Consider the following 25,390-nt stretch of genomic DNA (forward strand, 5'->3'; position numbering starts at 1 on the left):
TTATATAAAGGAAGTGATTGATTTATGAATTTATCAAATATACCGAGTTTGGCACTTGCTCATTTGTCGGTTTTAAATGTGCCACCACTCGAATTGGTCAGCCTGGCAGCAAAGGTCGGTTTTTCTGATATTGGCTTGCGGTTATATCCTGCTTTTTCGGGTTCAATTTTTTATGAATTACCTGAAGGTTCTGCCCAATGTCGTGATATGCAACGTCGTTTGAGTGATGAAGGCATTGGCGTCAACGATATTGAATTTATTGGTATTGGTGAAAATTTTAACCCTTCAGATTTGCAAGGCCTCCTTGATACCGCTGGCGCTCTCGGTGCCAAACGTTTATATGTTTGTGGCGATGATCCTGATCAAACTCGCTTAATTGATAATTATGCGCGTTTGTGTGAGTTGGCAGCACCTTATGATCTTTATGTGGAACTGGAATATATGGCTTGGCGGGCGGTGAAAAATTTTGAGGATGCGTTTGACGTTGTAACCGCCGCTGGGCAATCGAATGGCGGTATGTTAATTGACGCGCTTCATTTATTTCGCACTGGAGGGACAGTGCAAGACATATTACGTGCACCTGACTTCATTCATTCTATTCAGTTGTGTGATGCGATAGCTGAACAATGTCCGGCAACATCTGAAGATTTACTGCAAGAAGCTCGTTCAGGGCGTTTAGCTCCGGGACAAGGCTCTTTACCTTTGAAATCTTTATTAACAACATTGGCTGATGGGACTGCAATCTCTTTGGAAGTCCCGACAAATAGTGATAAGCCTGCTGCGCAGCATGCTCAAGAAATCTTTCAATCCACAATAAATTTGATCCATCGGGTAGAGGAAAGTCTATGTCTTTAAATGATTTGCAAGTTCCTGTAAGCGGCAATGTGATCGACACTGAGCAGTCACCTGTGTGTCAATTAGGGTTGATTGGTTCAGGGATTGGACATTCATTGTCGCCAGCGCTTTATAAGTCTGAAGCCACTGCGCATCAAATTCAGTGTACTTATACGCTGTTTGATTTAGATGAGCCAGAAACCGGAGATTTATCAGAACTATTGGCGCAGGCAGAACGCTCCCTTTTTTCGGGGCTCAACATTACGATTCCCTGTAAGCAATCCGTGATTCCCTTGTTAGATACACTGAGTCTGGAAGCAAAAGCGATTGGAGCAGTCAATACCGTTTGTTTTCAAGGCCACAAACGGGTGGGATATAACACGGATGCTGAGGGATTCCGTGAAAGCTTTCTCGCACAGTTGCAGCATGTGAATCTAGAGCGAGTCATACAGTTTGGAGCCGGTGGTGTCGGTGCAGCAACCGCATTTAGTTTGTTAGAGCTTGGGGCTCAGAAACTGACAATTGTGGATGTCATCGATGACCGCGCGCACCAACTGGTTGATAGACTTAAGGCCTATTTCCCAGAGCGCGAAATTACAATGACCCATCCTTCAGATGCCGAGATAAAAGCAACGATGGGTATCGTTAATGCGACGCCTATCGGCTCAGATAAGTATTCAGGTTCAGTAGTTGAACTGAACCTGCTTTCCTCCCATATGTGGGTTGCAGATGTCGTCTATTCCCCAGATGAAACAGTGCTTTTAAAAGCAGCCCGATCATTAGGATGTCCAACATTGGATGGTTTGAGCATGCTGATCCATCAGGCGGTGAGGGCATTTGAATTGTTTACGGGGCAGCAGGCTGATGTCACTCGCATGTTGAAACGTTTTAGACAATCGCAAGCAAATCATGCATAGAATACTTAACTGATGCGTCGTCAGAAGAGGCTGAAAAATTAGTCTTTGTCGTTGAGAATTATGAGCTTAAAATATAAATAAACACTCAATCGATGCCCTAAAGGGCATCGATTGAGTGTTTTAATCTATAGATTCCATTGTGACAACAACTTTGCCCATGACCTTACGATCCTGTAAGCGTTTCATAGCTGTTCCTGACTGAGCCAGAGGGAAAGTCTCTGAAATGAAGGGTTTAATCTTACCTGCTTGCCAAAGTGTGATGAGTTCTTGCACATTTTTACGATTGGATACTGTTTCATCGTTAACAAATTTCCCCCAAAGGACACCAAATACTTGGCAAGCTTTGAGTAGAATCAGATTCATTGGGATTTTAGGAATACCGGCTGTAAATCCTATCACTAAGTAGCGTCCTCGATGAGCTATAGTCCGTAATGCTGGCTCGCAATAGCAACCACCAACAGGATCAACGATGACATTTGGAAGGTGTTGACCGCAGGTGGCCTGAAGTTGATTTTTAAAATACTTTGATGCTTCTTGAGTTGATATATCTTCTGGACCGATGATCCCAGCATGTGCCCCATAGCGATAAGCCAGAGAGAGCTTTTCTTCTGAAGAGGCGACAGCAATAACATGCGCTCCCATGACCTTACCTAGCTCTACAGCAGCAAGCCCAACGCCTCCTGCTGCGCCAAGGACTAGGAGTGTTTCCCCTGCTTGGAGATCAGCAAGGTTCTTTAAAGTGTAATAGGCTGTTGCATAAGTGAGCAGTAGACTCGAAGCTTCTTCAAAAGACTGTTCATGAGGAAACAAATAACAGTCTTTTTCGCTTAATGTAATTTTCTCTGCGAGGCCACCTTGATTACCTGTGGCCGCAAATACATGGTCACCGATTTGCAAAGTTTTAACTTGGGTACCTATCGCTTCGACAATGCCTGCTATTTCAGAGCCTGGAATGAAGGGGCGTTGTGGTTTATCCTGATATAAATCTTGAATAATCAAGATATCCGGGTAATTGATTGCACAAGATCTAACCTTGATCAGCACTTCATTCGGCGCCAATTCGGGGTCTGGCACTTCACACAGTTCAAGGCTGTCTGGTCCTCCCGTTGTTTTACTTAGTAAAGCTCTCATTATTCTTTCCTTTTTATGAAGATAGTCACTTCAAATTCACATTATTGAAACAAAAATTCTGCTGTTGTTGCGAAAAACGTATCGAGCAAAGCTTGTTGTTCTTGAGCGGATAACTGTTCATCATTGAGCTCTAGAGAAACATCGATTGAATCGCCAAAATCGAGCAGTCGGAAATAAATCGATGGCAAAAGGATAGGCCAAGGTTCCCCTGAGGAACGCGTTACTTTGGGTGGCCATTCATATGTTTCCGTCTCAGACGTTTGTTTCGCGTCGGATTGGCGAATAATGAACATATTTATCCCTGTTGCAATATGTCTTGGATCTTCAACGCCTTGTCCTGTGGTACCACTTGGTAACGGAACTCTCAGCATGGTAGGAATTCTGAGTTTTATAGCACTGTGGTATTCAATCTCATTGTATTTCAGTATGGATTCGAAATCGTAATCGGATGGTATGTCAACTTCTACAAGGTCACTGCAAACAAGATAACCGATGATGGGAGTGACTGAGGGGGCAGTACGTAAATTCCCCACACAACGGATCGGAAATTTTGAAATACCAGACCACCGAGACAGAGCAAGTGCAAAAGTGGTAAGAAATACATTAAATAATGAGGTTTTGTGTGCAACAGCATATGCTCTGATTTGCTGTAGAAAGTAGCCTTTTATGATAAATTTATAGTCTACTTTCGTGCCAGATTGCCAACTGAGAATTTCCTTGCTAACTGGGGCTTTCAGTGGCGATAAATTTTGCAGACGCTGATTCCAGTAATTGAATAAGGGCTGTCGGTCTGCGCTGTTCAGCCATTGTTTTTCCCATATGACATAATCAGTAAACTGTATGGCAGGCGGGAGTGTTTGTGGAAGAGCGTTGGAAATCAGAGTATCCAATTCAGACATAATTAATACGATTGATCCTGCATCGACAATGATATGATTGAAAACGAACAATAACAAAAAGTCTTCTTTGGAAAGGCTCACAATTTTGGCTCGGAGCAGCCACTGACCATTGAGTGGAAGTTGCTTTTCTGAAAATGCTTTTGCTAATTCTTTCAGTTCTTTTTCCGTTTCCAGTTCTGAGCCTGTGGGTGTATAGGTCTGATATTCAATCGGAAACGAACCCGCATCATTTAAGGTGATCTTTAAATAACCGTCATCCTCATAAAATGATGCTCTAAGTATGTTATGTCGGGAGATGAGTTGTCTAATTGCAGCTTCGACTCTGGCTTTGCTGGTATTCCGATAAGGCTTAATTAATGGAAGTCGTTCCTGTTCTAGCTGACGTTCTGGTACGCCATACCAAAACCACCAAAGTTTCTGTAACGCGGAGGGTTCTATTTCGGTCGATTCTTCAAAAGTCACAGGTGTTTCAAGTTGAGTTTCTAGCGCTGATAAATAAGTGATGATCTCATCTCGGTGTTCACTGAGCGTGGTTTTATCTTGATTTGTGAGGGTGCCTTTTGGCGCTCTATAAGCGAGCGCACCATCCTTCAGCGTTAAGGCTATTCCTCTATTTTGGAAATTGAAAATTAAATGGGGAATACTTTCCATTAAAATGTTCTTCCTTAATATCAGTTAGTTTCATCTTTAAGGGGGACTTGATATAAAACACCATCATTTTCCAATGCCTTAATTTCTTCATCGGTGTAGCCGATACTTTCGGCAATATCCTGATTATGTTGACCAAGATTTGGTGCGATATCTAACCGTTGAGGTTCAATATTGGAGAAATTAAAAGGAACATTGGGCATCAAAATGGTACCTAATTCTGGATGTTCCTGTTCAATGATCATTCGACGTGCATGAATCTGTGGGTCTGCCAATACTTGTTTGATTGTCTGGACTGGGGCGTTAGGCACATTCGCTTTTTCAAGAAGCTCAATACAGTTTGCGACTGTTCGGTGTTTTGCCCAGGATTTGACCAAGTCAACAGCAGCTTGACTATTTGTATTACGATTTTCTGCTGTCTGAAAGCGAGTATCGTTGGCGAGTTCTTCACCCCCAATGAGGTGCGCCAATTGTTGCCAAACTTCATTCACTTGTGCAGCAATGACGATAGCACCATCAGAAGCAGGAAATACACCATAAAGGGTGGATTGAGGCAAATGGTTACCACTTCGCTTCACCACATCGGTACCATCGCTCAGGGTATGGAACTGTACTGCAAAATCATGCATTGAAACCATACAGTCATATAATGCAATATCAATATGTTGGCCAATACCGGTTGTATGGCGACTAAATAAAGCTGCACATACCGCAGAAACACCATGACTACCCGCATACATATCAGCGACAGGCATTCTCATCAGTGGTGGCACATCATTTGGTTGGCCAATGAGATCCATTGCACCACTTTTTGCCTCTGCAATTAAACCAAAACCTGCACGCTCGGAATCAGGTCCAGTTTGTCCGTAGGCTGAGATAGAGCAGTAGATTAAGCCCGGATTCTCTTCTGCTAGTGTGTCGTATCCCAATCCTAGTTTTTTTAGAGCGCCGGGTCTGTAGTTTTCGATAAAGACATCAGCCGTTTTCGTCAGCTTTTTGATGAATTCCAGACCACGAGGATCTTTGGCGTTTACACATAGTCCTTTTTTCCCCATATTTTGCTGTAGAAAATACCCACTGTGTCCTTTGATAAAATAGGGATGGTTTCGTCCTGCGTCGCCTGCTTTGGGACGCTCAACCTTAATGACTTCGGCACCTAACGCGGCTAAACAGCGTGAAACATAAGGACCTGCGAGAAAGTGACTGTAATCAATGACTCGGATCCCTTTTAGAGGGGGCGGTTGTTTTAGCATACTGAATTCCTTTCATTTCGGAAAAATACTAGACGATGAAGCCTTCTTCATATTCGTCGTCTTGAGAGTATTCGGATGATGAGAGCGCAAGAGTGAGTACGATTTGTTCACTCATCTTGGCAATGGTTTGTGCTTCATAGAGACAGTTGAGTGGTAAATCAGCGCCTATGGTGCCACGTATAATGGAGAGCATATGCATTCCTAACTGTGAATCCCCGCCGATTTCAAAAAAGTTTTGATGTCGCCCTATTTTCGGTCTCCCTAAGAGCTCTTGCCAGATAGTGGTTAAGTCGGATTCGATGCCACTGATGGTGATACTCGAAGACAAGGCGGTATTTTCTTCGGCATTTTGCTGTGTATGTGTGGATGGCTGATAAAAAGGATAAACAGGCAGGTGAATTTTATTCGGTATGACCGATCTTTTTATTCTTGTCCATGAAATATCACCGCCTTGGCTCCAATATAACGCGAGATTACTGAGTTCTCCTGTTTCAATGAGCGTGTTGAGCATCGTTTCCCCACTACTACCGGAGAAAAGGTTTTGAAATTGGTTGTTACGATTTGGATGACCACGATAGAGATTCACTGGCACTTGAGGTTGAACCCTATTTAATACATTTTGCACGGGGGGGGTGGCCTCTCCCTCGTTTGTGAGAAATTGAGCGAGACCGAAGAGAAGTTCATCTAAGCGGTTGACAACCATTGCTAATCTATAGCCCATCGCCTCTCTACCACATTGCAGAGTATAAGCTAGATCTTGTAAGGACAGCGTTCCGGAGTTCGTGAGCATTGAACTGGCATTATTGATCTTTTCAAGGGGAATAAAATCAAGGATATGATTGAATAGTTCGGCAGCTTTTATTTGTAGTGCTTGAGATGTGTTGGCTGATAGAACAATAAGTTCAGGGTGGTTCAGCTCGGGGGCTGTGGCTGGTATTTCTACTGGAGACAGGATATGAGAGGAATAATTATTGAATTTATTAGGTCTTTCAGAATCAGGTGACACCATAGCCAAAATAGGGAGTTCATGATGCTGGCTGCTTCTGGGATCCTTACCAAGTAAGACGCCCCAAGGTGTTGCATCCGGGGGCATTGTACTCAATTGTAATTGATTGGATGTTTTAGATAAGGGGACGCCAAGTATTATAGCAATCTGAGTATCTCCAACCAATAAATAATGGGATAACTCACCAAATGAATGGATAGAGGTAGGTAAAGCTCGTTCGTTTAAAAAACAGGAAGAGGGTAAACCCAATAATTTGGAGAGATGGTTGGTGATGCTTTCATATATTGTTTGATATTCCTGATAATTACTGAGTCTAGTGTCACTAAAGGTTGTATCTATCGCAAAATTTGGTTCTTGATTGATATAAACGACAATGTTGTCACTATTGTTTTTATTAATAACGTCTCTTGTGACGCCTGCTGATTCAAGTAGCTGCCAGATCATTTCTAGATAACATTTAACCTGCTCATCAAGGTATAATTCTGGTTGATAAATCGTCTCAAAAAAATTCGTATCCAGAGACGTAGTGTTGTGATTTTTATTCGACTTAATATCAGTTGAAGCGTTTGTATCAAATAAGAATGGCTTGCTATCGTTGTGAAAATGGCTTGGTCTTAAAGGTGCTTTTGAGGATTGGATAGCAGCGATAATGGCAATCTCTGACGGTTTGCTCTTACTTAATTCCGATTCAGTCATATTGATTCTTCCTGAGCAACAAATAAGTGAGAATTAATTAACTAATGAACAACAAGTATTTAACTTGTTGCACATTTTGTCGGAATGTTATTAGAAAAACAAGGAATATATTTAGTGAGACGAACATACCACCTGCAACGTCGTTTTCTCTTCTTATAATTTTTCAAAAAAATCCATCAGGAAGGGATTAAGATCTTTATCTTGATAACAAGAGAACTTGCTGAACTGAAAAAGTTGAGCAATGAATAAATTAACCTTGTTTTGTTGCTCCTGTCATTTTTAATAATAATTTCAAATGATATTTTTTTGAATTATCAGACATACCTATAGAAAGAACTTGCGTTAATGGATTGGCTTTGAGCAACATCGCTCCAACAGAACGTTGTTTCGCCTTTTGACCAACCATCATCAAAATAGGGACTTGACTGCCTGCGGTGATGAATTTCTCTATCAGGAGCACGGATAGCATGGCACTTGGCGCCGTTGTTACTGCGCTCACCTGCATTGCATTGAAGAAAATGCGTCAGGCGAAACTACAGTCGGTGAGTCTCTGATATAAACGACGATCCGCATCTGCTGAGTCGGTGCGGATCACAAATTGATAGCGATGCTATTTGTTGTTGGCTATCTCATCTGCTGATTGCTATGCCATATGGATTTGAGAAAATGTTTTGGATTTTTTCTCTGCAATCATGGGCCCTATTTTTTGCTCAAAGATGAGCGAATGCTCGGTTTGCAGACATTCATTGAATTCTTCTTCCGACCCATAAAGTTCATAGAAAAAGACCTGTTTCTCTTTGTCATTCCAGCAGATATCAAACTGAAGACATCCGGGATCATCTTTTGCGATATCAGCGTTTTCTTTAGCGAGCTTAATAAATGATTCAAATGACTCGGGAACAAGAGTGAAAGTTACCGTCACAACGTACATACATTGCCTCCTGAAACATACAAAACGGACAAAATCACAGACCGGCACAATCTGTACGGTATGATTTCAGCTGTTTTCTCCTTTGAACAGAACCCGGTAGCGATGTCAGGTTCTGGATGCATCGCTACATCATATTGACATCTTTCGGTGCTAGCAATCACCAGATTGCTAATCTGTGGCAATTCTTTTCTTAATCGGAGCATGGCTTCGGTGATGTCATTAGCATTTTAGTCGAGCCTGTTTATCCAGGATTAAAACAACAGAGTGAAGCGTGAGAGACGCGCATCTCTTCATCATACAGAGACAATGATGCTATGCTATTGAAATATAGGTTTTTTTTGATCATTGGATCTGCTTCCAGCGGGCATCTATTTGCTGCCCGATTTCTTTGATCAAGTGTTCGGGGAGTCCAAGATGTCTGGCTCGCGTTCTAAAATTCCGGGTCTCACTATAAATTTCCTCCATCATTTCCAGCAGCGGTTTTACACTGGAATACCCGGCTTGCCCGGCCATCTGTTCCAGCGCTTTTGCGGGATTTCTACCATTGCCGTGAAAGGCTGTCATGTGCTCCTGATAGGGGGATGGACTGTAGACAACATCGTAAAAAGGTGACAGCCGCCACTGATCATTGTCGTCTGCGAGAAAGGCAAAGTTTTTTGCGTGATCGTCCTGATTGACGGTCATAAAATTAAATAGTGCTCTTTTGAGCATCTTTCTAGCTTCATCCGGATTACATAACAACCGGGTTGCTTTAATGAGATCAACATAATCCAATGATGGTTCCCGGAATGAGGCATCCAGTAGTCCACTGGCAGAGATCATGTGATAGCGGCCTTTGTCTGTGCAGTCAAAGCGAGTTTGCTGCAACCAGAACTGGCCGTCACCAGCATCGATCAGCGCAAACTCAGGGACTTCGATTCCCAGATTTTTCGCCATCGTCATATAGGTGAATTCCACCAGACTTTCCGCATGTTTTAACGCAAATTTCTCGGAGGTAAGTTTGACGATCAGCTTTTTACCGATAGCATCCGGATGGGTAGAATATCGGCCGTCACTACATTGGGTGACGTTCATTTTTGGGCGGGCACCACCGGACCCGCCTGCATTCATTAAATGCTCAATCAGATGTGATTCAGTGCCTTCAAACTCTTTTATTGCCTCTTTACCTAGCTGCATAAGATTTACATCAGCAGTATCGGGGTCTGTCAGTTGAATCTCCGGTTCATAAGACAGTGCGCCGAGACATTGATCACCGATGTAAGCAAGCCGCTCTAAAGCAGTAATCAACTGAGGATTGTAACCATGCTTTCTGAAAACCCGATCCATCAGGTAGAGACCCCAGCCGTCCGGTAAACTGTCGGCAAAGACACCATGCAGACCGTAATGTGGATGCTTCGGTGCTTTTTGCAGCGTCAGATCTGCTTTGAGATTGAAAGGAGCAAGCGACGTCGGATGCTGTTGCAGATAGGTAGTATCATATTGAAAGTAAGTGCCGTTTTTATTTTCGGCAAGGGTGCCGACGGTGATTTTCTTCCCGTCGGATAAAGTTCTTTTGACGTACAGCGGCGCATTAAGCATCTTTTAAAACCTCGTCAATACTTTTGGGTTCCGACTGGTGCGTCTGAGTGAGTGCTCTGATTTGGCTGAGATCACCGACTGCTTCAAATAACATCAGAAACTGCCGGAGAGAGATATTACCACTGCTTTCAAATTTTCTGATCGTGCTGTAAGGCACACCGGAACGTTTTGCCAACGCTTCTACGGTGAGCTTTTGTTGCTTGCGGGATTGTTTGATGAATGTTTTCAGTTCAAGCTGAACATCATAGGCGGTATATAAAGAAAGCATGATGTACCTTTTTGTTACAGTAGTAACTAAAGTATACATATTTACTATAAATTTGCCATTATAGTATCAATTTTATGGCTCTGTTTTTCGATTGAGATTACGTTGTCTAACTGTTTTTCTGCATGTCGGGGTTTGCAGAACCTGCTGGATTTCAGCTAAAGGTCTATGCCTCCAGCTCCCCGACATCTTTTTCGGCTTTGGCAATCAGTAATTACTGCATGAATGCATATGATAAATCCGGGTTGTCTTCTATTATTCGACCCATTTGTTTTGCTTCCGGAGTATCAAGCTCACCGATAAGTTCATCTAAATCGTAGTCGGTATCATCACTTTACTCACCTTCGGCCAACAACTGCTGCAAGGTTTTCAATTTAGTATTGTCTGGTTGTATTCTTCTTCCTTTTCGATTGAATATTCTCTACAAATAATCATCGAACTCAGTACTCTGTCAATAAAATCAAAGTATTAACTTGGGGGCGACTTGAGGGGCGGGAAGTTAGAACTATTCAATATTCTCTCCAATCCTACCCCGACAAACGTCTTCCGTCAGCACTTTCAGTTTTTACCTCTTCGGCCTGATAGTCCAGCTCTTCGACGGTGATTTCGTCATGCTCCGAGTCGCGGGCATCGCGCACAATGGTCGCAATGGTATGAATATCCTGTTGTTTCCGCCCGGGAAGATGGTCAAGTGTCTTTTTCATGTCGGTCATCGTACTACGCAGTGAGAACCGGGTAAATGGGTGTCTCGGGGTTGAGGTGAGTTTTGCGTGTGAGTGAGGTTTTTGGGGAATTGAAAAGTGCGGAACGGCATCATTTGGTGATGAATGACTTCCTAATAGGATTTATTTTGTTATGCTCTGAGTATAACATCAGGAGAGCTGATGGAAGGATTAGATACTTTGTTAAGTATGCATGGCACAGTCGTGTACCGGGATGATGGTTATTGGTGGAAAATTGAAGCATGGACGGTTCCGCCAACCATCGTAGCAATAGAGGGGAAATCACATGAAAGCCAGAATCGGCATTATGTCTGAAGCACTGATTCGTTTCCGTCTGCTGGCGATCGCGCAGGGGAAATATGTGCCGCAAGCGGACGAGCCGAAGGTTTGGTACACATCGGTCAATGCGGTAGCACAGATTTTAAGGCCGGAGAATATCGCCTTATTACGCCTGATTGAGACGGAAAAACCGGCAAGCCTGACTGCGTTGGCCAAAATCTCCGGTCGGGCCAAATCTAACTTATCCAACACGTTGAAAACGCTTAGTGAAAAAGGTTTCGTCCGCATGGAGCCGACGACCGGTAAAGCTCTGAAACCGGTGGCGATTTATACGGATTTTGAGATTATTTCGGACTCTGCACTTGAGCAAAAGTTATTGAAATTAATGGCTTCGATGTCAGCGGCCTGAGGCGAAAGCTCCTAAATATGTGCCCGTCATTTCTGCTCGGTTAAGATTGTCTCCGCAGTGCGGAGACAATTGAGCAGAGCGAATCTGAAAATCATTTTAGTCATTCTCTATTGATAGCATTATGTATCGCTGGTGGATAATTCTATGATGTTCTGGGCAAAAAATAACATAACGACTCTCAGGACTTTTGATACGATAAGGCTTTGTCAATCAATCGGTAATAACGTATGACGTTAAGAAAAACATCCGGTGCCTTGTGTGCACTTTTTATCCTGAGCTATGGTGTTCTTAATGCTTGGGGGACTTGGGGAGATATTGTAGAAAAAATGCTTGCCTTTTTTACAATAACTAGCATTTTCTTTGTCATTATTGCTCTTTTTGGAATATTTCGTGGGCAATTAAATCTAAAAGAGATTGAATTAAAGATAATAGCCTGCTCGTTTCCTGTTATTACATTATTAGAGCATGTATATCCACTGATTAAATATTCGGACCAAAAGAAAGATCCTGATTGGCTGTTTTCTTTAGGGATGGATTTCTCAATATCTGTTCTGGTCTTTTATATACTTTGGAGTAATTTAAAAAAATGTCAGTAAATACCTCAATACTTATTTCTCCCTTTGCGATTCAATATTCTCTCCAATCCTTCCCCGACAAACCTCTTCGGTCAGCATTTTAAGTTTTTCAACCTCTTCGGCCAGATAGTCCAGCTCTTCGACGGTGATTTCGTAATGCTCCGAGTAGCGGGCATCGACGTAGGCGCGTTTGAGGCGGTGGAAGCTGCGGCGACGGAACTGGTTGTCGGCAGGGAAGAGGCGGGCGAATCGTTCGTCTTGTCCGGCACAGAAGGCGCGCAGTTTTTCCAGATCGTGGGTTTTAGGCAGATAGTTGGTACACACTAACAGGGTACAGGCAAGCAGACGCTCGGTGGCTTGATGAAGTTCAAAGGCTGCTTTTGCCAGCTCAAACTGTGGATTCTTGAAAATGATCTGAAAGACATTCAGACAGTCGAGCACACTTTTGAACCAACGATCAAAATGATTTTGCGCAATCTGCTGACTTTCTTCGGCCGTCAGATCCCCCGGTAGTGCCAGTTCCCGGCCATCGGCACTGTACAACTCGATACCTTGTTCGCGGATATCCCGAAAGAAATAGTGCCCGTCGTGTAGCCATTGATTGACTTCGCCGAGGGTGTGAACAATCAGCCCCAGCGGTGTTTTGGGGATGCGACGGCTGATACGGTCTTCCGCCAGACTCCACAGGGTGAATTCTTCCACCAGTTCGAAGCGATTGACGATCACCAGCACATCATAATCGCTGACATAGCCGTTGGCCGGGTCATTGACCCAGTTACCTTTGGCATAACTGCCGAACAGGATAATTTTGTGGATTTTAAAACCGGCTTTTTTGCCGCTTCTTCCAGCGACGTATTCATCCACCACATCGCGCAAAATGGTCGCAATGGTGTGAATATCTTGTTGTTTCCGCTCGGGAAGATGGTCAAGTGTCTTTTTCATGTCGGTCATCGTACTACGCGGTGAGAATCGGGTAAATGGGAGTCTCGGGGTTGAGGTGCGTTTTGCGTGTGAGTGCGGTTTTTGGTGTAAATGGGGTGTTGGTTGGAGTATTAGATAATGTGATTTTCGCTGATTGTTGCCACGGTTTTAGTTTGAGTGGTTTGTGATGCGCGAAGGGTTTTGTGGGTTTCAGTCGCATTGGTGTCTGCGCATCAGTTCATCTTTGAAAGAGCAAAGATGAACCAGAAACTCTTTTTTGTCAGGCATCGGTGCACGCAGGTCAGGATCGGCTTTTACGGGCGTTCTGCCCGAAAAAGCCTAAAAATTTATTTGTGAATTTTTTCCTTAGATTTAATACTTCTGAAAAACGTCGTAGTGCCATTCGTCTGAAAAAAACGGAGTCATTTTCTTCGGAGCGGGGGCATAAATGTGTGGTTTGTGGAGAAATCGGAGATGTCTCTACCATTATATTGTCAGAAAATTATTTCTGCTGAAGGATCAGTATTTAGCTACTTCTTTATCGGGTGCATACTTGGGCTTAAGTGAGTCTGTATAGATTTTGCGCGGGAGGACATTGTGGATATTCATGATAAAGAAACCCGAAGTAAGAATATGAAGGCTGTTAAAGCTGGTGGCACTACACCGGAAATCTTGTTACGTAATGTCCTCAGTGGCAGAGGACTTTTTTATCAGATTTGCCCTCAAGAGCTTCCGGGAAAACTGGATCTCTATTTTCCTGAATATAAAGCGGCAGTTTTTGTACACGGCTGTTTTTGGCATGCGCATAATTGCAAACACTTCAGGTTGCCGCAAACCCGGAAGGATTTTTGGAGCCAAAAGCTAAATAAAAATGTACAAAGGGATTCGGACACCACAAAGAAACTGTGTGATATGGGGACTCGGGTTTTGATTGTCTGGGAATGTTCTGTTTCGGGAAGCTGGAAACTACCTGAAGGTACTCTCGGATTGCTTGTGATTACATGGTTAAAAAGCGGGACGCCTATAGGAATCATCGACACTCAGGGATTGCATAATTTTACTTCTTATGAACATATCCCGGATGAGATGACATGGTTTCATGCAAAGAAGAGCTGATTAAAAACATGGTGATTAAGTCGCTTGCTTATATGGTGTTTTATCCGTAAATCTGTAAAATGTCCCGGCTAAATTTTCAGGAATAGTGTGATGTCTTTTACAGCGATTGATTTATTTGCCGGCGCGGGTGGTTTTACACTTTCTGCTATTGAGGCGGGTGTGGATGTTCTGGCTGCTATCGAGTTTGATAAAGCAGCTGCATACACATACAGAAAGAATTTTATTGAGCAGCAGCAACGTGATATCACTCTGTTGAATGATGACATCAATCAAATTTCTCCTCGTGAGTTACGTCAAGAGTTGGGGTTGGAAGTTTCGGAGTTAGATCTCATTCTCGGAGGGCCGCCGTGTCAGGGGTTTTCGACACATCGCATCAAAAATGCCGGAGTCGGTGACCCGAGGAATTCCTTATTGCTCCGTTATTTTGAATTTGTACATGAATTTCGTCCGAAAATTTTTCTTGTGGAGAATGTCTCCGGTTTGCTTTGGAAGCGCCATGAGGAGTATCTGAAGAAATTTTTAGCATTAGCCGATAAAGAAAATTATGAAATAAAGTTTTGTAATGCTCTTAACGCGAAGGATTATGGTGTTCCTCAAAATCGTAAGCGTGTTTTCATATACGGTGTCCGAAGAGATTCGGATGTGATAAATATCAGTTTCCCGCCTGCTCCTACTCATTTTTCTCCCGGTTCCGGTAAATTTCCCCGGTGGCGGGCTGCTTCTTGCGCTTTTGAGCCTATTCCTGATTATTTGTATCACGCTTATTGGGATGAGTATTTCCGTAAAAAAACGGATCTGACTTATGAACAAACCATGGAATTACTCGGAGAATTAGAGTACGGGACTCCGGTAGAAAAAGATGATGTGTGCGGTGTTCATATGGTACCGACAAAGTTAATGGAGGAGCGATTCATCGATACGCCGCTGAACGGAAGTCGGGAAGATGCCGGAGAAAGGCACAGGTTGAGATGCCACTCCGGCGGATATAAAGGACATAAAGATGTGTACGGAAGGGTTCTTATCCACTTGCCGAGTAATACGATTACAACCGGTTGTCATAACCCTTCAAAAGGGCGCTTCATCCATCCTTGGGAAAATCATGGTATCACGCTACGTCATGCTGCCCGTTTGCAATCATTCCCCGACTCTTTTAATTTTTTCGGTAATTCCACGGAACAAGCAAGACAGATTGGTAATGCCATTCCTCCTCTCCTCGGGACGATATTAATCAGAGAGATATGCAGTAGATTGAAATAAAAAAAGTGCCTACAATGTCAGGCACTTTTTTTATTTCAATGAGCAGCCTGAAACAGGCTCTGTAGAATTGGTCGGAATTAATCTTATGGCTTATACCTCGTCGTCGTTTAAAACCAGAGCAAGAACAATAGATCATCTCGGACGGGAACAGATTGCTGATTGCCCGACAGCCATATCAGAACTTTGGAAAAACTCTTACGATGCCTACGCAACTGAAGTAAGTTTACACTTGTTTGACGGAAACATTGATGTCGCAGGCTTATTGGATAACGGTCATGGTATGAACCGTGAAGAGTTTGAAAATAAATGGCTGACGGTAGGCACAGAATCAAAAACCGACGGTTTTGAAGCTAGACCGGAAGACAGAAATGGGTTGTATCCCCGTCCTAAACAGGGACAAAAAGGAATTGGGCGTCTTTCCAGTGCGGCTTTAGGACCGCTTTTATTATTGGTCTCCAAAAGAAAAGACTCTCGCTTTGTTGCTTCATTGATAGACTGGCGTTTGTTCGAGAATCCTTTTATTTATCTTCAGGATATACGTATTCCTGTGACAGAGTTCGATCATTGTTATCAACTGCTTGAAGAACTTCCCGGAATGTTTGACGGCCTGATGGGCAATATCTGGGGGGATTCTGATGATGAAGCGCGGAATCAGAGATTAGCTGAAGCGTGGGAAATGTTTTCTGAACGGGAGTTATCTGTCGGCGTTGAAGCGGATGACACTACAAAATGCCGGATTGAAAACACTTTAATTGAAGAAGTGTTTACCGAGCGTCATTTTAATCAATGGCAGGTATGGCGTTCTGAGGCAGACCACGGTACGGCGATGTTCGTTGCTGGTCTTCAGGATGCGCTTCAGGCTTTGCTCTCATCAACACCACTGAAAGAAGCGGAAGATTATGAAAGAAGTTACCGGGAAAATTTCTTTCAGACACTGTCGAATTTTACCGATCCGTATTCAAAAAAAGGTGAACCGGCAACGGATAATTTTGATTACTCGGTGACTGCATGGCGGGGAAACTTGCCTGATGAAATACTGCATAAAGAAAAACAATTCAATATTGCAAATTTAGAAGATCTGGAACATATCATTGAAGGTAGTGTGGACCACGAAGGGTATTTCAAGGGGCGGGTGAAAGTGTTCGGTGAGTGGGTAGCGGAAGACTATACCGTAAAACCTAAACAAGCATATAAAACCCGCAAGGATACTGCTTTCGGCCCTTTTCATTTACGTATAGGTTCATATGAAGATCAGATAGGTAATACATCACTTCCTGATGATCTTCATTCAATGTTTAAGCAACAGTCTGAATTATACAGCGGCTTGCTGGTGTTCAGAGACGGTTTACGAATTATGCCGTACGGCAGAGCAGACAGTGACTATTTTCGGGTAGAAGAACGGCGTACCAAGAATGCAGGTATGTATTTCTGGTCAAACCGCAGGATGTTCGGCCGTGTCGCTTTGACCCGGGAGTCCAATCCGAATCTGAAAGACAAAGCTGGTCGGGAAGGATTTATTGATAATAAAGCCTCAAAGCTGTTCCGGGAAATTGTGGAAAATATTCTTATTGATGTGGCTAAAAAACATCTGGGGCGCTACTCAGAGACAAGAAAACCGACGATAGAGGCGATTAAAGAACAGAAAGCGCAGTTAAAAGCAGAAGAAGACCGAAAAAAATTACTGAGTAAAGAGAGAGGGCGAATCCGACGGTCAATTAAAAATAATACATCGCGTTTAATTAATCATCTCCAGAAGTTGAACGAGTTGCGCCAGTCAGCCGAAAGTCGCTTGTCAATCAACACTATTGATGAACTTCAGGCACTGAAAAGTGAAATTGATCAGTTAACGGAAGTCACTCAAAGCTTTTCTTTAAGTCCGATTCCCCCCAGTCTGGGACGCTTGGAAGATGATTATCGCTCGTACAGGAGGAGTGAACTGGCTGCGAAAGAGATAATTCAGCAATTGACTTCCGCGGTGAATCGTGCAATTGCTGAATCACAGCAAAAAACTGATTATGAGAAAGCGACGGAAATATATCGCAGTAAACTTGCGTCCGTTAATAATTCAATCACGAAGTATGCTACACGCGGCAGGGAAATGCTCAGTAAGCAACAGACAGAGTTGGATAATTTAGTTAAACATTGTCGGGAACAATATAAAACTGTTGTTGAAAATGAATTAGAAGATTTAAAGCTGGAGAAAATACCACTGAGCAAAGTGCTGACGATTCTTGACGAAGAGCAGGAAAAAGTTGAAATAGAGAATGCTCAGAAATTGTCTCCTTATATTACTGCACTGGAAAGAATCAACGAAGAGATTGATCTTGAAGGACTTGCTATTCATAGTATGAATGAGTCAACTAAATATCGAGAAGAATTAGCTCGGCTTCACTCTTTGGCTCAGTTGGGGGTCACCGTTGAAATTGTCGGTCATGAGTTAGAAAGTCTGGACTTGATTATTGACAGCAGTCTAAAGTCAATCGCTGAAACACAATTGAATGGTGAGCAGAAAGATTATCTGAAGAAAGCCAACGATGCTCATCTTTCATTAATGGAAAAGCTAAGGTTTTTATCTCCGCTGAAATTGTCCGGCGAGAAAATATCAAAGCGAATCTCCGGTCAGGAAATTTATAATTATGTAAATGACTACTTTGAAGAGCAGTTTGCTAAATCCGATGTTGTATTCAGTATGACAAAATCTTTTGCATCATTGTTTGTTCATGAATATCCTTCGCGAATTTATCCTGTTTTCATTAACCTTGTGAATAACGCCTTATATTGGGTGCAACGAACAGAAAATGAGAAACGATATATTACACTGGATGTGAACAATAATGAGATTATTGTTGCAGATAACGGGCCGGGGGTTGATTCGGATGATGTTGAGCAATTGTTCACTCTGTTTTTTACCCGAAAACAACGTGGCGGACGGGGAGTCGGTCTTTATTTGTCTAAGCAAAACTTACAGGCCGGTGGCCATAAAATAAGATATGAAACACGTGAGAATTATAAAGCTCTTCCGGGAGCTAATTTTGCAATCGAATTCAAAGGGGTGACTCATGGCTGATATGGTAAATACAGGGGAACAGGCAGCAACATTCCCGGCGTACGAAGATTTAATTTATGAGGCATTTATTGACCCGATACGGAATATAACTGTAGTCGATGATGAATATCCGACACTGACACAGTTTTTATCAGCGAAAGTATCCGGTGATGAGCTGCCGAAAGACCAACAGAAATTGCCGAATCTTCAACGACTGCAAAAAATAATCAGTCTTTGCCATACTGACAGAAATTGGAGTGTCGATGTTTTTGACGGGAAAAGCCCTGAGTTAGGAAACAATGATACCGTTCCTCCGCATTTGAATCATAGTGACTTGGTCGTTCTGGACTATCACCTTAACGGCGAACCGACAACCGATAACGGAGAGAAGGCAAGGAAAATTATCAGTGTATTAGAAAATAACAATCACTTTAATATAATCCTTGTTCACACAAAAGGATTTGGTGACGGCGATATAGAACAGGTGTTTAATGAAATACTATGCCAATTTGCTTCTGTTCCTGATGACCATAATTTTCAAGTTACTGATGAGATAAAAGAGAAAGTTGAAGAGTGGTTGGATGAAAATAACGGTGTTGAATATTCTTTTTTTGAGAAAAAGATGAGTATTCAGGACATACTGAAACATGTAAAATTTTCTGATAGTTCAGCTGTTGCTGTCCGTTCTCCAAAACATTTTCTCCATGCTTTTCAGGAAGAATTAAATACAGTATCGAATCTAATCAATATTACATGTGATGAGTTGGTTAAATGGTTTGTCGGAGATCAAATTGAGCGGTTGAAAAAAAAATGTGACGGTATTTGTCAGGGAGGTCTTAAATGGAGTTGGGAGAATGAAAAAGGTCAATTGAATTATATTGCAACAGGCAGAGTGTTTATTTCTGTTATCAGAAAGCGTAACGGTGAACCTCAGGATGAACTTATCGAACCGCTCAAACGTTCACTGATTGAATTGAATGCTTCTCCCATGCATCTGCTTATGGCAAAAATGCGCCATGATATTGATGAGCGAGGATTAGAGCAGGCGAATAAAATCGTCGCCAAAAGAGAAGCACAGGCAGGCTGGTTATACAATCTGATTACTAAAAGTACCGAGAATTCACATGAGCATGATATTGTGATTGATGCACATTGGGAGCAATTGAACAGAGCGACAAAAGATGAACTCAGAGACTTTTCTGCAAAATTAGTTACTGCTGCAAACAGAAAAGTATCCGGTAATCCTCTTGATGTTGTAAAACATTTTTTCAATGAATGTGTCAGTGATAAAGACAAAACCTTGGGTCATTTAAATGCATTCAATTGTTCTCATCCTTTGTTAGGGAAACATTTGACAACCGGAACTGTCTTCAAGGCTGAAGATGAGTATTGGGTTTGTCTGACCCCGGCTTGTGACCTTGTGCCACGTAAACGACAACAGTGGGCATCGAGAATTGGTGAAAGTCACCTGGCTTTTAAAGCGGTTAGGCTTCAATCAGTAGCACAATTATCTACGGCAAATAAAGAAGCAAACACAAACAATTATATCTATTTGATATCGAACAGCGGAGAGCCGAAAGCGTTTTGTCTGTCTTCCGGGAAAGATAATCCGACCTGGGATACATTTTTTGCGGCGAAACAAGGTATATTTGGTGAGAAAGGTATCTTTCAACTGACTTGTCTCAGAGAAAAACAAGGGAATGATGTTTTAGAATCTGTTGTTCTTGAAGCCGAAGCTATTGCCGAATTACGGTACGAATATGCTCTGAACCTGCTTCATAAGTTCTCAGCAAGCCAATCAAGGGTCGGTTTAGGCTTTATTGATAACTCTGCTTTTTTACAGTAGGCATTGATATATCAGGAATGACGTTTAATCGACTATTAAAGTTAATCGGAGGGAAATTTGCTCTCCGATTATTTCGAGTATTGTCGTTTCCTCTGTATCTTAAATAAGGTAATTGGTAAGTCTTATGCCGAATTCCCCCTTCTACCAAAAAAACGCCCAATCTCTCGCAACCCAATACAACACCCTCAGCTTCGAACAAGTGCATGCAAGTTGGAAGCACTTCTGGCCGGAGAAAGGTGAGGTGGTGTTGGATGTCGGGGCTGGTTCCGGGAGGGACGCGTTTTGGATGGCGGCGCAAGGTTGTGTGGTGTTGGCGGCGGAGCCGGTGGCGCAGATGCGGGCGGAAGGTGAACGGTTGACCGGAAACTCGGTTGAATGGCTGGATGACGCACTGCCTGAGTTATCGCAGCTTGCTGAACGCAAACGGCAATTCGATGTGATTCTGGTCAGTGCGGTGTGGATGCATTTAACCTCGGCACAACGTCAGTTGGCGTTGGGGCATCTGGCGGCGTTGCTGGTACCCGGTGGGCGTTTGGTGATCTCTTTACGCTATGGTGATTTTGCCGATGAAAGAGTGACTTATCTGTTGTCTGACGACGAATTGATTGCTCAGGCAGAAGGCGTCGGACTGACGCCACGCTTGATTTCATCCCGACAAGATGACAGTCTCAAACGACAAGATATTTGCTGGCAAACGGTGGTTTTGTCGCAAGGAAAAGCCTGAAAGGATAATTCATGTTGTTGGATGACTACTGCGAGATGTTTCGCAATCTGAATATGAATACCAAAGGCCAGCATAAAAGCCCGCATAAGGTGTGTATGCTGCTGGCGGTGATTGAGTTGATTGAGAACGGTACCATTGCAACCAACCGGATTGATCTCGATGACACACTGAAAACGGCGTTCAGCCACTATTTTAATCAGCGTCGCAGCGATACCGATAAAGATACCCCGGAGAATCCGTACTTTCACCTGAAAAGTGAAGGCTTCTGGCATGTTGTCTACAATCCCGGCATTGACCCTGCGACGGTAAAACGTTACTCCAAAAAAGCGATTTCTCATGTCACCCTTGATGATGCGTTGTTTGAATATATGCAAAGCCGCATCACCAATCATGATCTCAGAGAAGCGCTCAATCATAACTTGTCCGATCTGGCTTTTCTGTATCAGCAGTGGTTGGCTGATACCGGACATACGCAAAACACGATTCGCGAATATTGCCGGGTGATTGAACACGATTTATCCCTTTGGCTGCAACAGCAATTAGGCATTGAGCATGCCGTGTTTGACATCAAATCATTCCGCGATTTTCATGCGCTGGCCCTTCAATTTAAGGTATCTCAACAAGGGCAAGTTGCTGATTCTCGTCATCATCCACTGTTTTCCCAAGTGATTGAATCTTATCTGCTCTTTCTGAAGGATTTGAATCAGGTTGATCTTCAGGATGATGTCAATCAAATCATGAGTGATCCACGCCTGACAACGACGGAAAAGAAAATTCTGATGAATACCCGTATGGGGCAGGGAAGTTACCGCAGGCAGTTGATTGATCTGTGGCAGGGCTGTGCCGTGACTCGTTATCCGAATACCCAATTGTTGGTTGCTTCACACATCAAGCCTTGGCGATATTCGACGAACGAAGAGCGATTGGATAAATTCAACGGTTTGTTGCTGCTTGCCAATCTCGATAAAGCTTTCGATCTCGGTTTTATTTCATTTGAGGCGAATGGCCGGATCATGATCTCCGGGCAGCTCCAATCCCCGACAACCCTCGGCATCCACGCAGACATGCACTGTACTCTGCATCGGGAGCACCGGAAATATCTCGATTATCATCGGGTTGAGTTGTTTAAAGGGGTCTGAACCGATTTGTTTTCAATGATATATACAGAGAATAAAAAACCTGCCCACAAATGGGCAGGTTCTACTACGTTTGTTGACCAACAATATATTAGTTGATTTTTTCTACGTGAATAAATTTAAACAGGTAGTTAGGTTCTGTCATGCTGCCTCTCAATGTGGCACTGAATTCTCGAACACAGTCGTTTTGACTTGAGAATAAGTAGCCATCAAACCGAATAATGTCACCACGGCTTAGTGTGAGTGCAGACTGGAATATCTCACTGCTAGGGTCGAGCAAACTGTTTACACCAATATCACTAAAAACATTATTGGCGGTTGTCAGGTACATATGTTCACCGAACTTCACAGCGAGCACTCCTTTCCCTTCACTATTGGTTGTCAGCTCTGTGACCTTACCGATCCAATCGTAGTGTTTGCCTTGGAGACCACATAGTAAACTCTTACGTTGTCCACGGGTGGCACCTCGTGCCAATTCGCTTGTCGCTTTTTTGTATTCCATGCGACCACTGTAAGAAGCGACAGCTAATTGGAGTTGAGATAACGGATACAGCTCGGAATATTTAGATAGTTTGTCATCGAATATTCTTCTTTTTTTCAATTCAGTTATAAAATATTGCCTGTTCTTTTCATTTTCTTTATCTTGCTCCGCTTGTTGGCGTTCTTGTTCTGCTTGTTGGCGTTCTGCATCTTGTATTAATTTAAGCTCTCTCTGTTTTCTCATTTCTTCATCATGAGCTTGTCTTTTTGCTGACTCTTCATTAAAACGTTTTAGTCTTTCTTGTGATTCTCTTTCAATATCTGATATAGGTTTTTTTTGAGGTGTCGTCGCCGCTTTTTCAGCTGCTGCTTGCTTTTGCATTTCTTCCTGACGTTTTTTCTCAGCAGCAAGACGTTGTTGTCTTTCTTTCTCTTTTTGTGCCTTTTTCTGTTGTTCGATACGGTTAATTTGTGACTGGTAAGGGCTCAGGTTCTCATCAAGCTTTTTCGCAGCCTGACGAATTTTGTCAGCATCATCGCCACTGTAAACATATTTCAGGTCGCTATAGAGTGTTTGGGTGTCGTGGGAAATTTTAATGCCATGATAGCCAGAAACATGTTTATATCGTTTTAGTATCGGGTCGGCATAGTTTCTGGCATCTTGTAATATCTTCTGTTTTTGCTCTTGTTCTTTTTTTTCTTTTTCGTCTTGTTTCTTCATCGCTGAATCAACCAGATCACCGCCGACTTTGACAACATCGCCAAGGCCGAAAGCATGCGCGTTATTTTCAATCGCTGAATAAGAGAAGCCAATCAAAAATAAGAAGCATGATTTGGCCAATAAACGCTGCCCGCTTTTTAGCAATGTTTTACTCTTTAAAAGAGAATTGTTTTTTTTTCGATTTAAATTCATACCGTATTTCCAACATATTGTTAAAGGCAGATTGATTTTTTCAATGTTTGCATTGAACGCTACCCATCAAAAGAGGGTTCATAATAAATCGAATGTTCGGTATATCAATAGGAATGTTGCTATTATTTGATGATTTTTAAAGAAATTATATTTTTTGGTGTGGTCATCATGGCATCGGTGTAACTCGATATTGGGTAATGAACATAGCTCCTTCGCTATTATCGACTTGATGTTTTTAATTTTTTCCTGACTGAGTTGTTTTGCGTTTTTATCGTACTTTGTGAGCTAAAGGGGGTTGGCAGTCTTCCCAAAATAGTTTAATTGAGCTGATTTCTTTCCCCTGTTTATCTCGAAAAATATGCACTGTAGGAATGTGGTGAGTAATAAATTGTTCGGAGTAAAGATTGTGGCAGTTATCTCTGGTGATCATTGCTCTCATTGTTTTGGTCAATGCATGGGGAGCAAGCGCTGATAATTTCCGGTTAAGGATGGTATATTTAAACCGTAGTTCTTTATCACCAGTTTCTAATTTATCTAATATTATCGCGTTGTTTATGAATATCGGGAGTAGCAGATTCATTTTCTGTGCTGTCATGCTTAAACGGGCATTGATGCTATGGTCTGTGCCTGAAATGGTTTTGACCGAATAGCCTTTGGTGGCCATACAGGTCATTTTCTGCTTGAACATTTGATCTGTGCGGTTTATTTGTTCTGCTTCCGACAGAGATTCTTTTTGATAGGTGTCATATAGTTTGCTGAGATCTGATTTCCAGCCACAGTCTTGTTTCGATTGGGCGATTTGTTCGGCGGTTGCTGGTTGATTCCGATACATCCATGTAGCGCTGGGCTTGATGGTCGCACAACCTGAGAGTAAAGAGAGCCCGGCAATCGTTGCAATAAATTGTTTCATGTTTATTTCCTGATCTGAACCATATTTTTATTCAGTTGGCTTATACCATAATTGATAACTTTATTATATAAATTAAAGGGATAGCGTGAAAAAAGTGAGCGTTGGTCAACACAATAAAAAAGACCTGCTCATTCCTGAGCAGGCCGAAACAGTATCGTTTGATAGACAGTGGATTTTGTTTGAGCGTCATCCGCTCAATTGCGGCTTATGCGAGTTTTTTTAACAGCGCTTGCGCAACCGCTTCTGAGCTGGCTGGGTTCTGGCCGGTGATCAGCAGACCATCTTCAACCACATAAGGTGCCCAGTCATCGCCTTTCTCATACAGGCCGCCCAGTGCTTTGAATTCATCTTCGATCAAAAACGGCACCACGTCAGTCAGTTGTACGCCAGCTTCTTCATTGTTAGTAAAGCCAGTGACTTTGCGACCTTGAATCAGCGGGGTTCCGTCGGCTGCTTTGACATGACGCAGAACGCCCGGTGCATGACAGACAAAGCTGATCGGTTTGTTGGCACGCTCGAAGCTTTCAATCAGTTTGATTGAATCTTGTGAGTTGGTCAGATCCCACAGCGGGCCGTGTCCGCCCGGGTAGAAGACTGCATCAAAATCTTGTTGTTTGACGCTGGCCAGTTTGACGGTATTGGCAAGGGCTTTTTGTGCCGCCGGATCTGCTTTAAAACGTTCTGTCTGCGCTGTCTGGAAATCAGCCAGATCGCTTTTCGGATCAAGTGGCGGCTGCCCGCCTTCCGGTGAAGCCAGTACGACTTCAGCACCTGCATCGAGGAAGCTGTAGTAGGGGGCAGCAAATTCTTCGAGCCAGAAGCCGGTTTTTTCACCGGTGTTGCCAAGTTCACTGTGTGAGGTCAGTACCATTAAAATCTTCATTATTTTCTTCCTTTT

23 protein-coding genes are annotated in these 25,390 nt (G+C 42.9%); 10 read left to right on the forward strand and 13 right to left on the reverse strand.

The annotated features are described in order from the left end of the window. Positions 1–24 precede the first annotated feature (24 nt). Positions 25–855: a TIM barrel protein gene (locus tag OCV37_RS04020; protein ID WP_038182341.1), complete on the forward strand. Its 831-nt coding sequence runs from the start codon at positions 25–27 to the stop codon at positions 853–855. Next, positions 846–1,751 carry a shikimate dehydrogenase gene (locus OCV37_RS04025; protein WP_084717480.1) on the forward strand — a complete coding sequence of 302 codons (906 nt, stop codon included), beginning with the start codon at positions 846–848 and terminating at the stop codon, positions 1,749–1,751. The genes OCV37_RS04020 and OCV37_RS04025 overlap by 10 nt, the downstream gene beginning before the upstream one ends. A gap of 120 nt (positions 1,752–1,871) precedes the next feature. On the opposite strand, the gene OCV37_RS04030 is transcribed toward OCV37_RS04025, so the two are convergent. From OCV37_RS04030 to OCV37_RS04070, 9 genes are all read right to left on the reverse strand, one after another. After that, positions 1,872–2,882: an NADPH:quinone oxidoreductase family protein gene (locus OCV37_RS04030; RefSeq protein WP_038182338.1), complete on the reverse strand. Its 1,011-nt coding sequence runs from the start codon at positions 2,880–2,882 to the stop codon at positions 1,872–1,874. Positions 2,883–2,923: 41 nt separating this feature from the next. Further along, positions 2,924–4,432, reverse strand: a complete 1,509-nt coding sequence (locus OCV37_RS04035) for a condensation domain-containing protein (RefSeq protein ID WP_038182329.1) — start codon at positions 4,430–4,432, stop codon at positions 2,924–2,926. Between the two features lie 20 nt (positions 4,433–4,452). Then, positions 4,453–5,682, reverse strand: a complete 1,230-nt coding sequence (locus tag OCV37_RS04040; protein WP_038182327.1) for a CaiB/BaiF CoA transferase family protein — start codon at positions 5,680–5,682, stop codon at positions 4,453–4,455. Between the two features lie 28 nt (positions 5,683–5,710). Beyond that, on the reverse strand, positions 5,711–7,384 hold the full coding sequence (locus tag OCV37_RS04045; protein ID WP_038182325.1) for a CurL C-terminal domain-containing protein: 1,674 nt from the start codon (positions 7,382–7,384) through the stop codon (positions 5,711–5,713). Between the two features lie 250 nt (positions 7,385–7,634). Further along, entirely contained in the window at positions 7,635–7,883 is a 249-nt protein-coding gene (locus OCV37_RS04050) for a hypothetical protein (protein ID WP_157635010.1), read from the reverse strand. A gap of 144 nt (positions 7,884–8,027) precedes the next feature. Further along, complete coding sequence (locus OCV37_RS04055) at positions 8,028–8,315, reverse strand: putative quinol monooxygenase (protein WP_038182320.1); 288 nt, start codon at positions 8,313–8,315, stop codon at positions 8,028–8,030. A 342-nt stretch (positions 8,316–8,657) separates the two neighbouring features. Next, positions 8,658–9,893 (reverse strand): type II toxin-antitoxin system HipA family toxin, encoded by a 1,236-nt coding sequence (locus OCV37_RS04060; protein ID WP_038182317.1) that lies wholly within the window; start codon positions 9,891–9,893, stop codon positions 8,658–8,660. Then, positions 9,886–10,161, reverse strand: a complete 276-nt coding sequence (locus tag OCV37_RS04065; RefSeq protein WP_038182313.1) for a helix-turn-helix domain-containing protein — start codon at positions 10,159–10,161, stop codon at positions 9,886–9,888. The genes OCV37_RS04060 and OCV37_RS04065 overlap by 8 nt, the downstream gene beginning before the upstream one ends. Before the next feature lie 524 nt (positions 10,162–10,685). After that, the gene (locus OCV37_RS04070) at positions 10,686–10,862 is read right to left on the reverse strand and encodes a hypothetical protein (RefSeq protein WP_157635008.1); all 177 of its coding nucleotides are present in this window, start codon (positions 10,860–10,862) and stop codon (positions 10,686–10,688) included. 304 nt (positions 10,863–11,166) lie between these two features. Between OCV37_RS04070 and OCV37_RS04075 the strand changes: the two genes are divergently transcribed. Beyond that, entirely contained in the window at positions 11,167–11,568 is a 402-nt protein-coding gene (locus OCV37_RS04075) for an HVO_A0114 family putative DNA-binding protein (protein WP_038182310.1), read from the forward strand. Positions 11,569–11,795: 227 nt separating this feature from the next. Beyond that, the gene (locus tag OCV37_RS04080; RefSeq protein ID WP_038182307.1) at positions 11,796–12,164 is read left to right on the forward strand and encodes a hypothetical protein; all 369 of its coding nucleotides are present in this window, start codon (positions 11,796–11,798) and stop codon (positions 12,162–12,164) included. 12 nt (positions 12,165–12,176) lie between these two features. Here the strand turns inward: OCV37_RS04080 and OCV37_RS04085 are convergent, their stop codons facing one another. After that, positions 12,177–13,085 (reverse strand): HEPN domain-containing protein, encoded by a 909-nt coding sequence (locus OCV37_RS04085; RefSeq protein ID WP_038182300.1) that lies wholly within the window; start codon positions 13,083–13,085, stop codon positions 12,177–12,179. A gap of 576 nt (positions 13,086–13,661) precedes the next feature. Between OCV37_RS04085 and OCV37_RS04090 the strand changes: the two genes are divergently transcribed. The 6 genes from OCV37_RS04090 (at position 13,662) to OCV37_RS04115 (ending at position 22,192) form a co-directional block, all read left to right on the forward strand. Continuing rightward, positions 13,662–14,180, forward strand: a complete 519-nt coding sequence (locus OCV37_RS04090; RefSeq protein WP_051680623.1) for a very short patch repair endonuclease — start codon at positions 13,662–13,664, stop codon at positions 14,178–14,180. A gap of 90 nt (positions 14,181–14,270) precedes the next feature. After that, positions 14,271–15,437, forward strand: a complete 1,167-nt coding sequence (locus tag OCV37_RS04095) for a DNA cytosine methyltransferase (RefSeq protein ID WP_038182298.1) — start codon at positions 14,271–14,273, stop codon at positions 15,435–15,437. An 85-nt stretch (positions 15,438–15,522) separates the two neighbouring features. Then, positions 15,523–18,504, forward strand: coding sequence for a sensor histidine kinase (locus OCV37_RS04100; RefSeq protein WP_038182296.1), 2,982 nt, complete (start codon positions 15,523–15,525; stop codon positions 18,502–18,504). Continuing rightward, entirely contained in the window at positions 18,497–20,329 is a 1,833-nt protein-coding gene (locus tag OCV37_RS04105; protein WP_084717478.1) for a response regulator receiver domain, read from the forward strand. The genes OCV37_RS04100 and OCV37_RS04105 overlap by 8 nt, the downstream gene beginning before the upstream one ends. Before the next feature lie 124 nt (positions 20,330–20,453). Continuing rightward, the gene (locus tag OCV37_RS04110; protein ID WP_038182293.1) at positions 20,454–21,053 is read left to right on the forward strand and encodes a class I SAM-dependent methyltransferase; all 600 of its coding nucleotides are present in this window, start codon (positions 20,454–20,456) and stop codon (positions 21,051–21,053) included. Between the two features lie 11 nt (positions 21,054–21,064). Beyond that, entirely contained in the window at positions 21,065–22,192 is a 1,128-nt protein-coding gene (locus OCV37_RS04115) for an HNH endonuclease (protein WP_038182291.1), read from the forward strand. Positions 22,193–22,280: 88 nt separating this feature from the next. Here OCV37_RS04115 and OCV37_RS04120 read toward each other — a convergent pair whose 3' ends face one another. The 3 genes from OCV37_RS04120 to OCV37_RS04130 all read right to left on the reverse strand — a co-directional run bounded on the left by OCV37_RS04120 (position 22,281) and on the right by OCV37_RS04130 (position 25,375). Beyond that, on the reverse strand, positions 22,281–23,582 hold the full coding sequence (locus OCV37_RS04120) for a hypothetical protein (protein WP_038182288.1): 1,302 nt from the start codon (positions 23,580–23,582) through the stop codon (positions 22,281–22,283). 268 nt (positions 23,583–23,850) lie between these two features. After that, positions 23,851–24,492: a hypothetical protein gene (locus OCV37_RS04125; protein WP_038182286.1), complete on the reverse strand. Its 642-nt coding sequence runs from the start codon at positions 24,490–24,492 to the stop codon at positions 23,851–23,853. Positions 24,493–24,697: 205 nt separating this feature from the next. Beyond that, positions 24,698–25,375, reverse strand: a complete 678-nt coding sequence (locus OCV37_RS04130; protein ID WP_038182283.1) for a type 1 glutamine amidotransferase domain-containing protein — start codon at positions 25,373–25,375, stop codon at positions 24,698–24,700. Positions 25,376–25,390 lie beyond the last annotated feature (15 nt).

The organism is Vibrio rhizosphaerae (assembly GCF_024347095.1).
Classification (GTDB): Bacteria; Pseudomonadota; Gammaproteobacteria; order Enterobacterales; family Vibrionaceae; genus Vibrio; species Vibrio rhizosphaerae.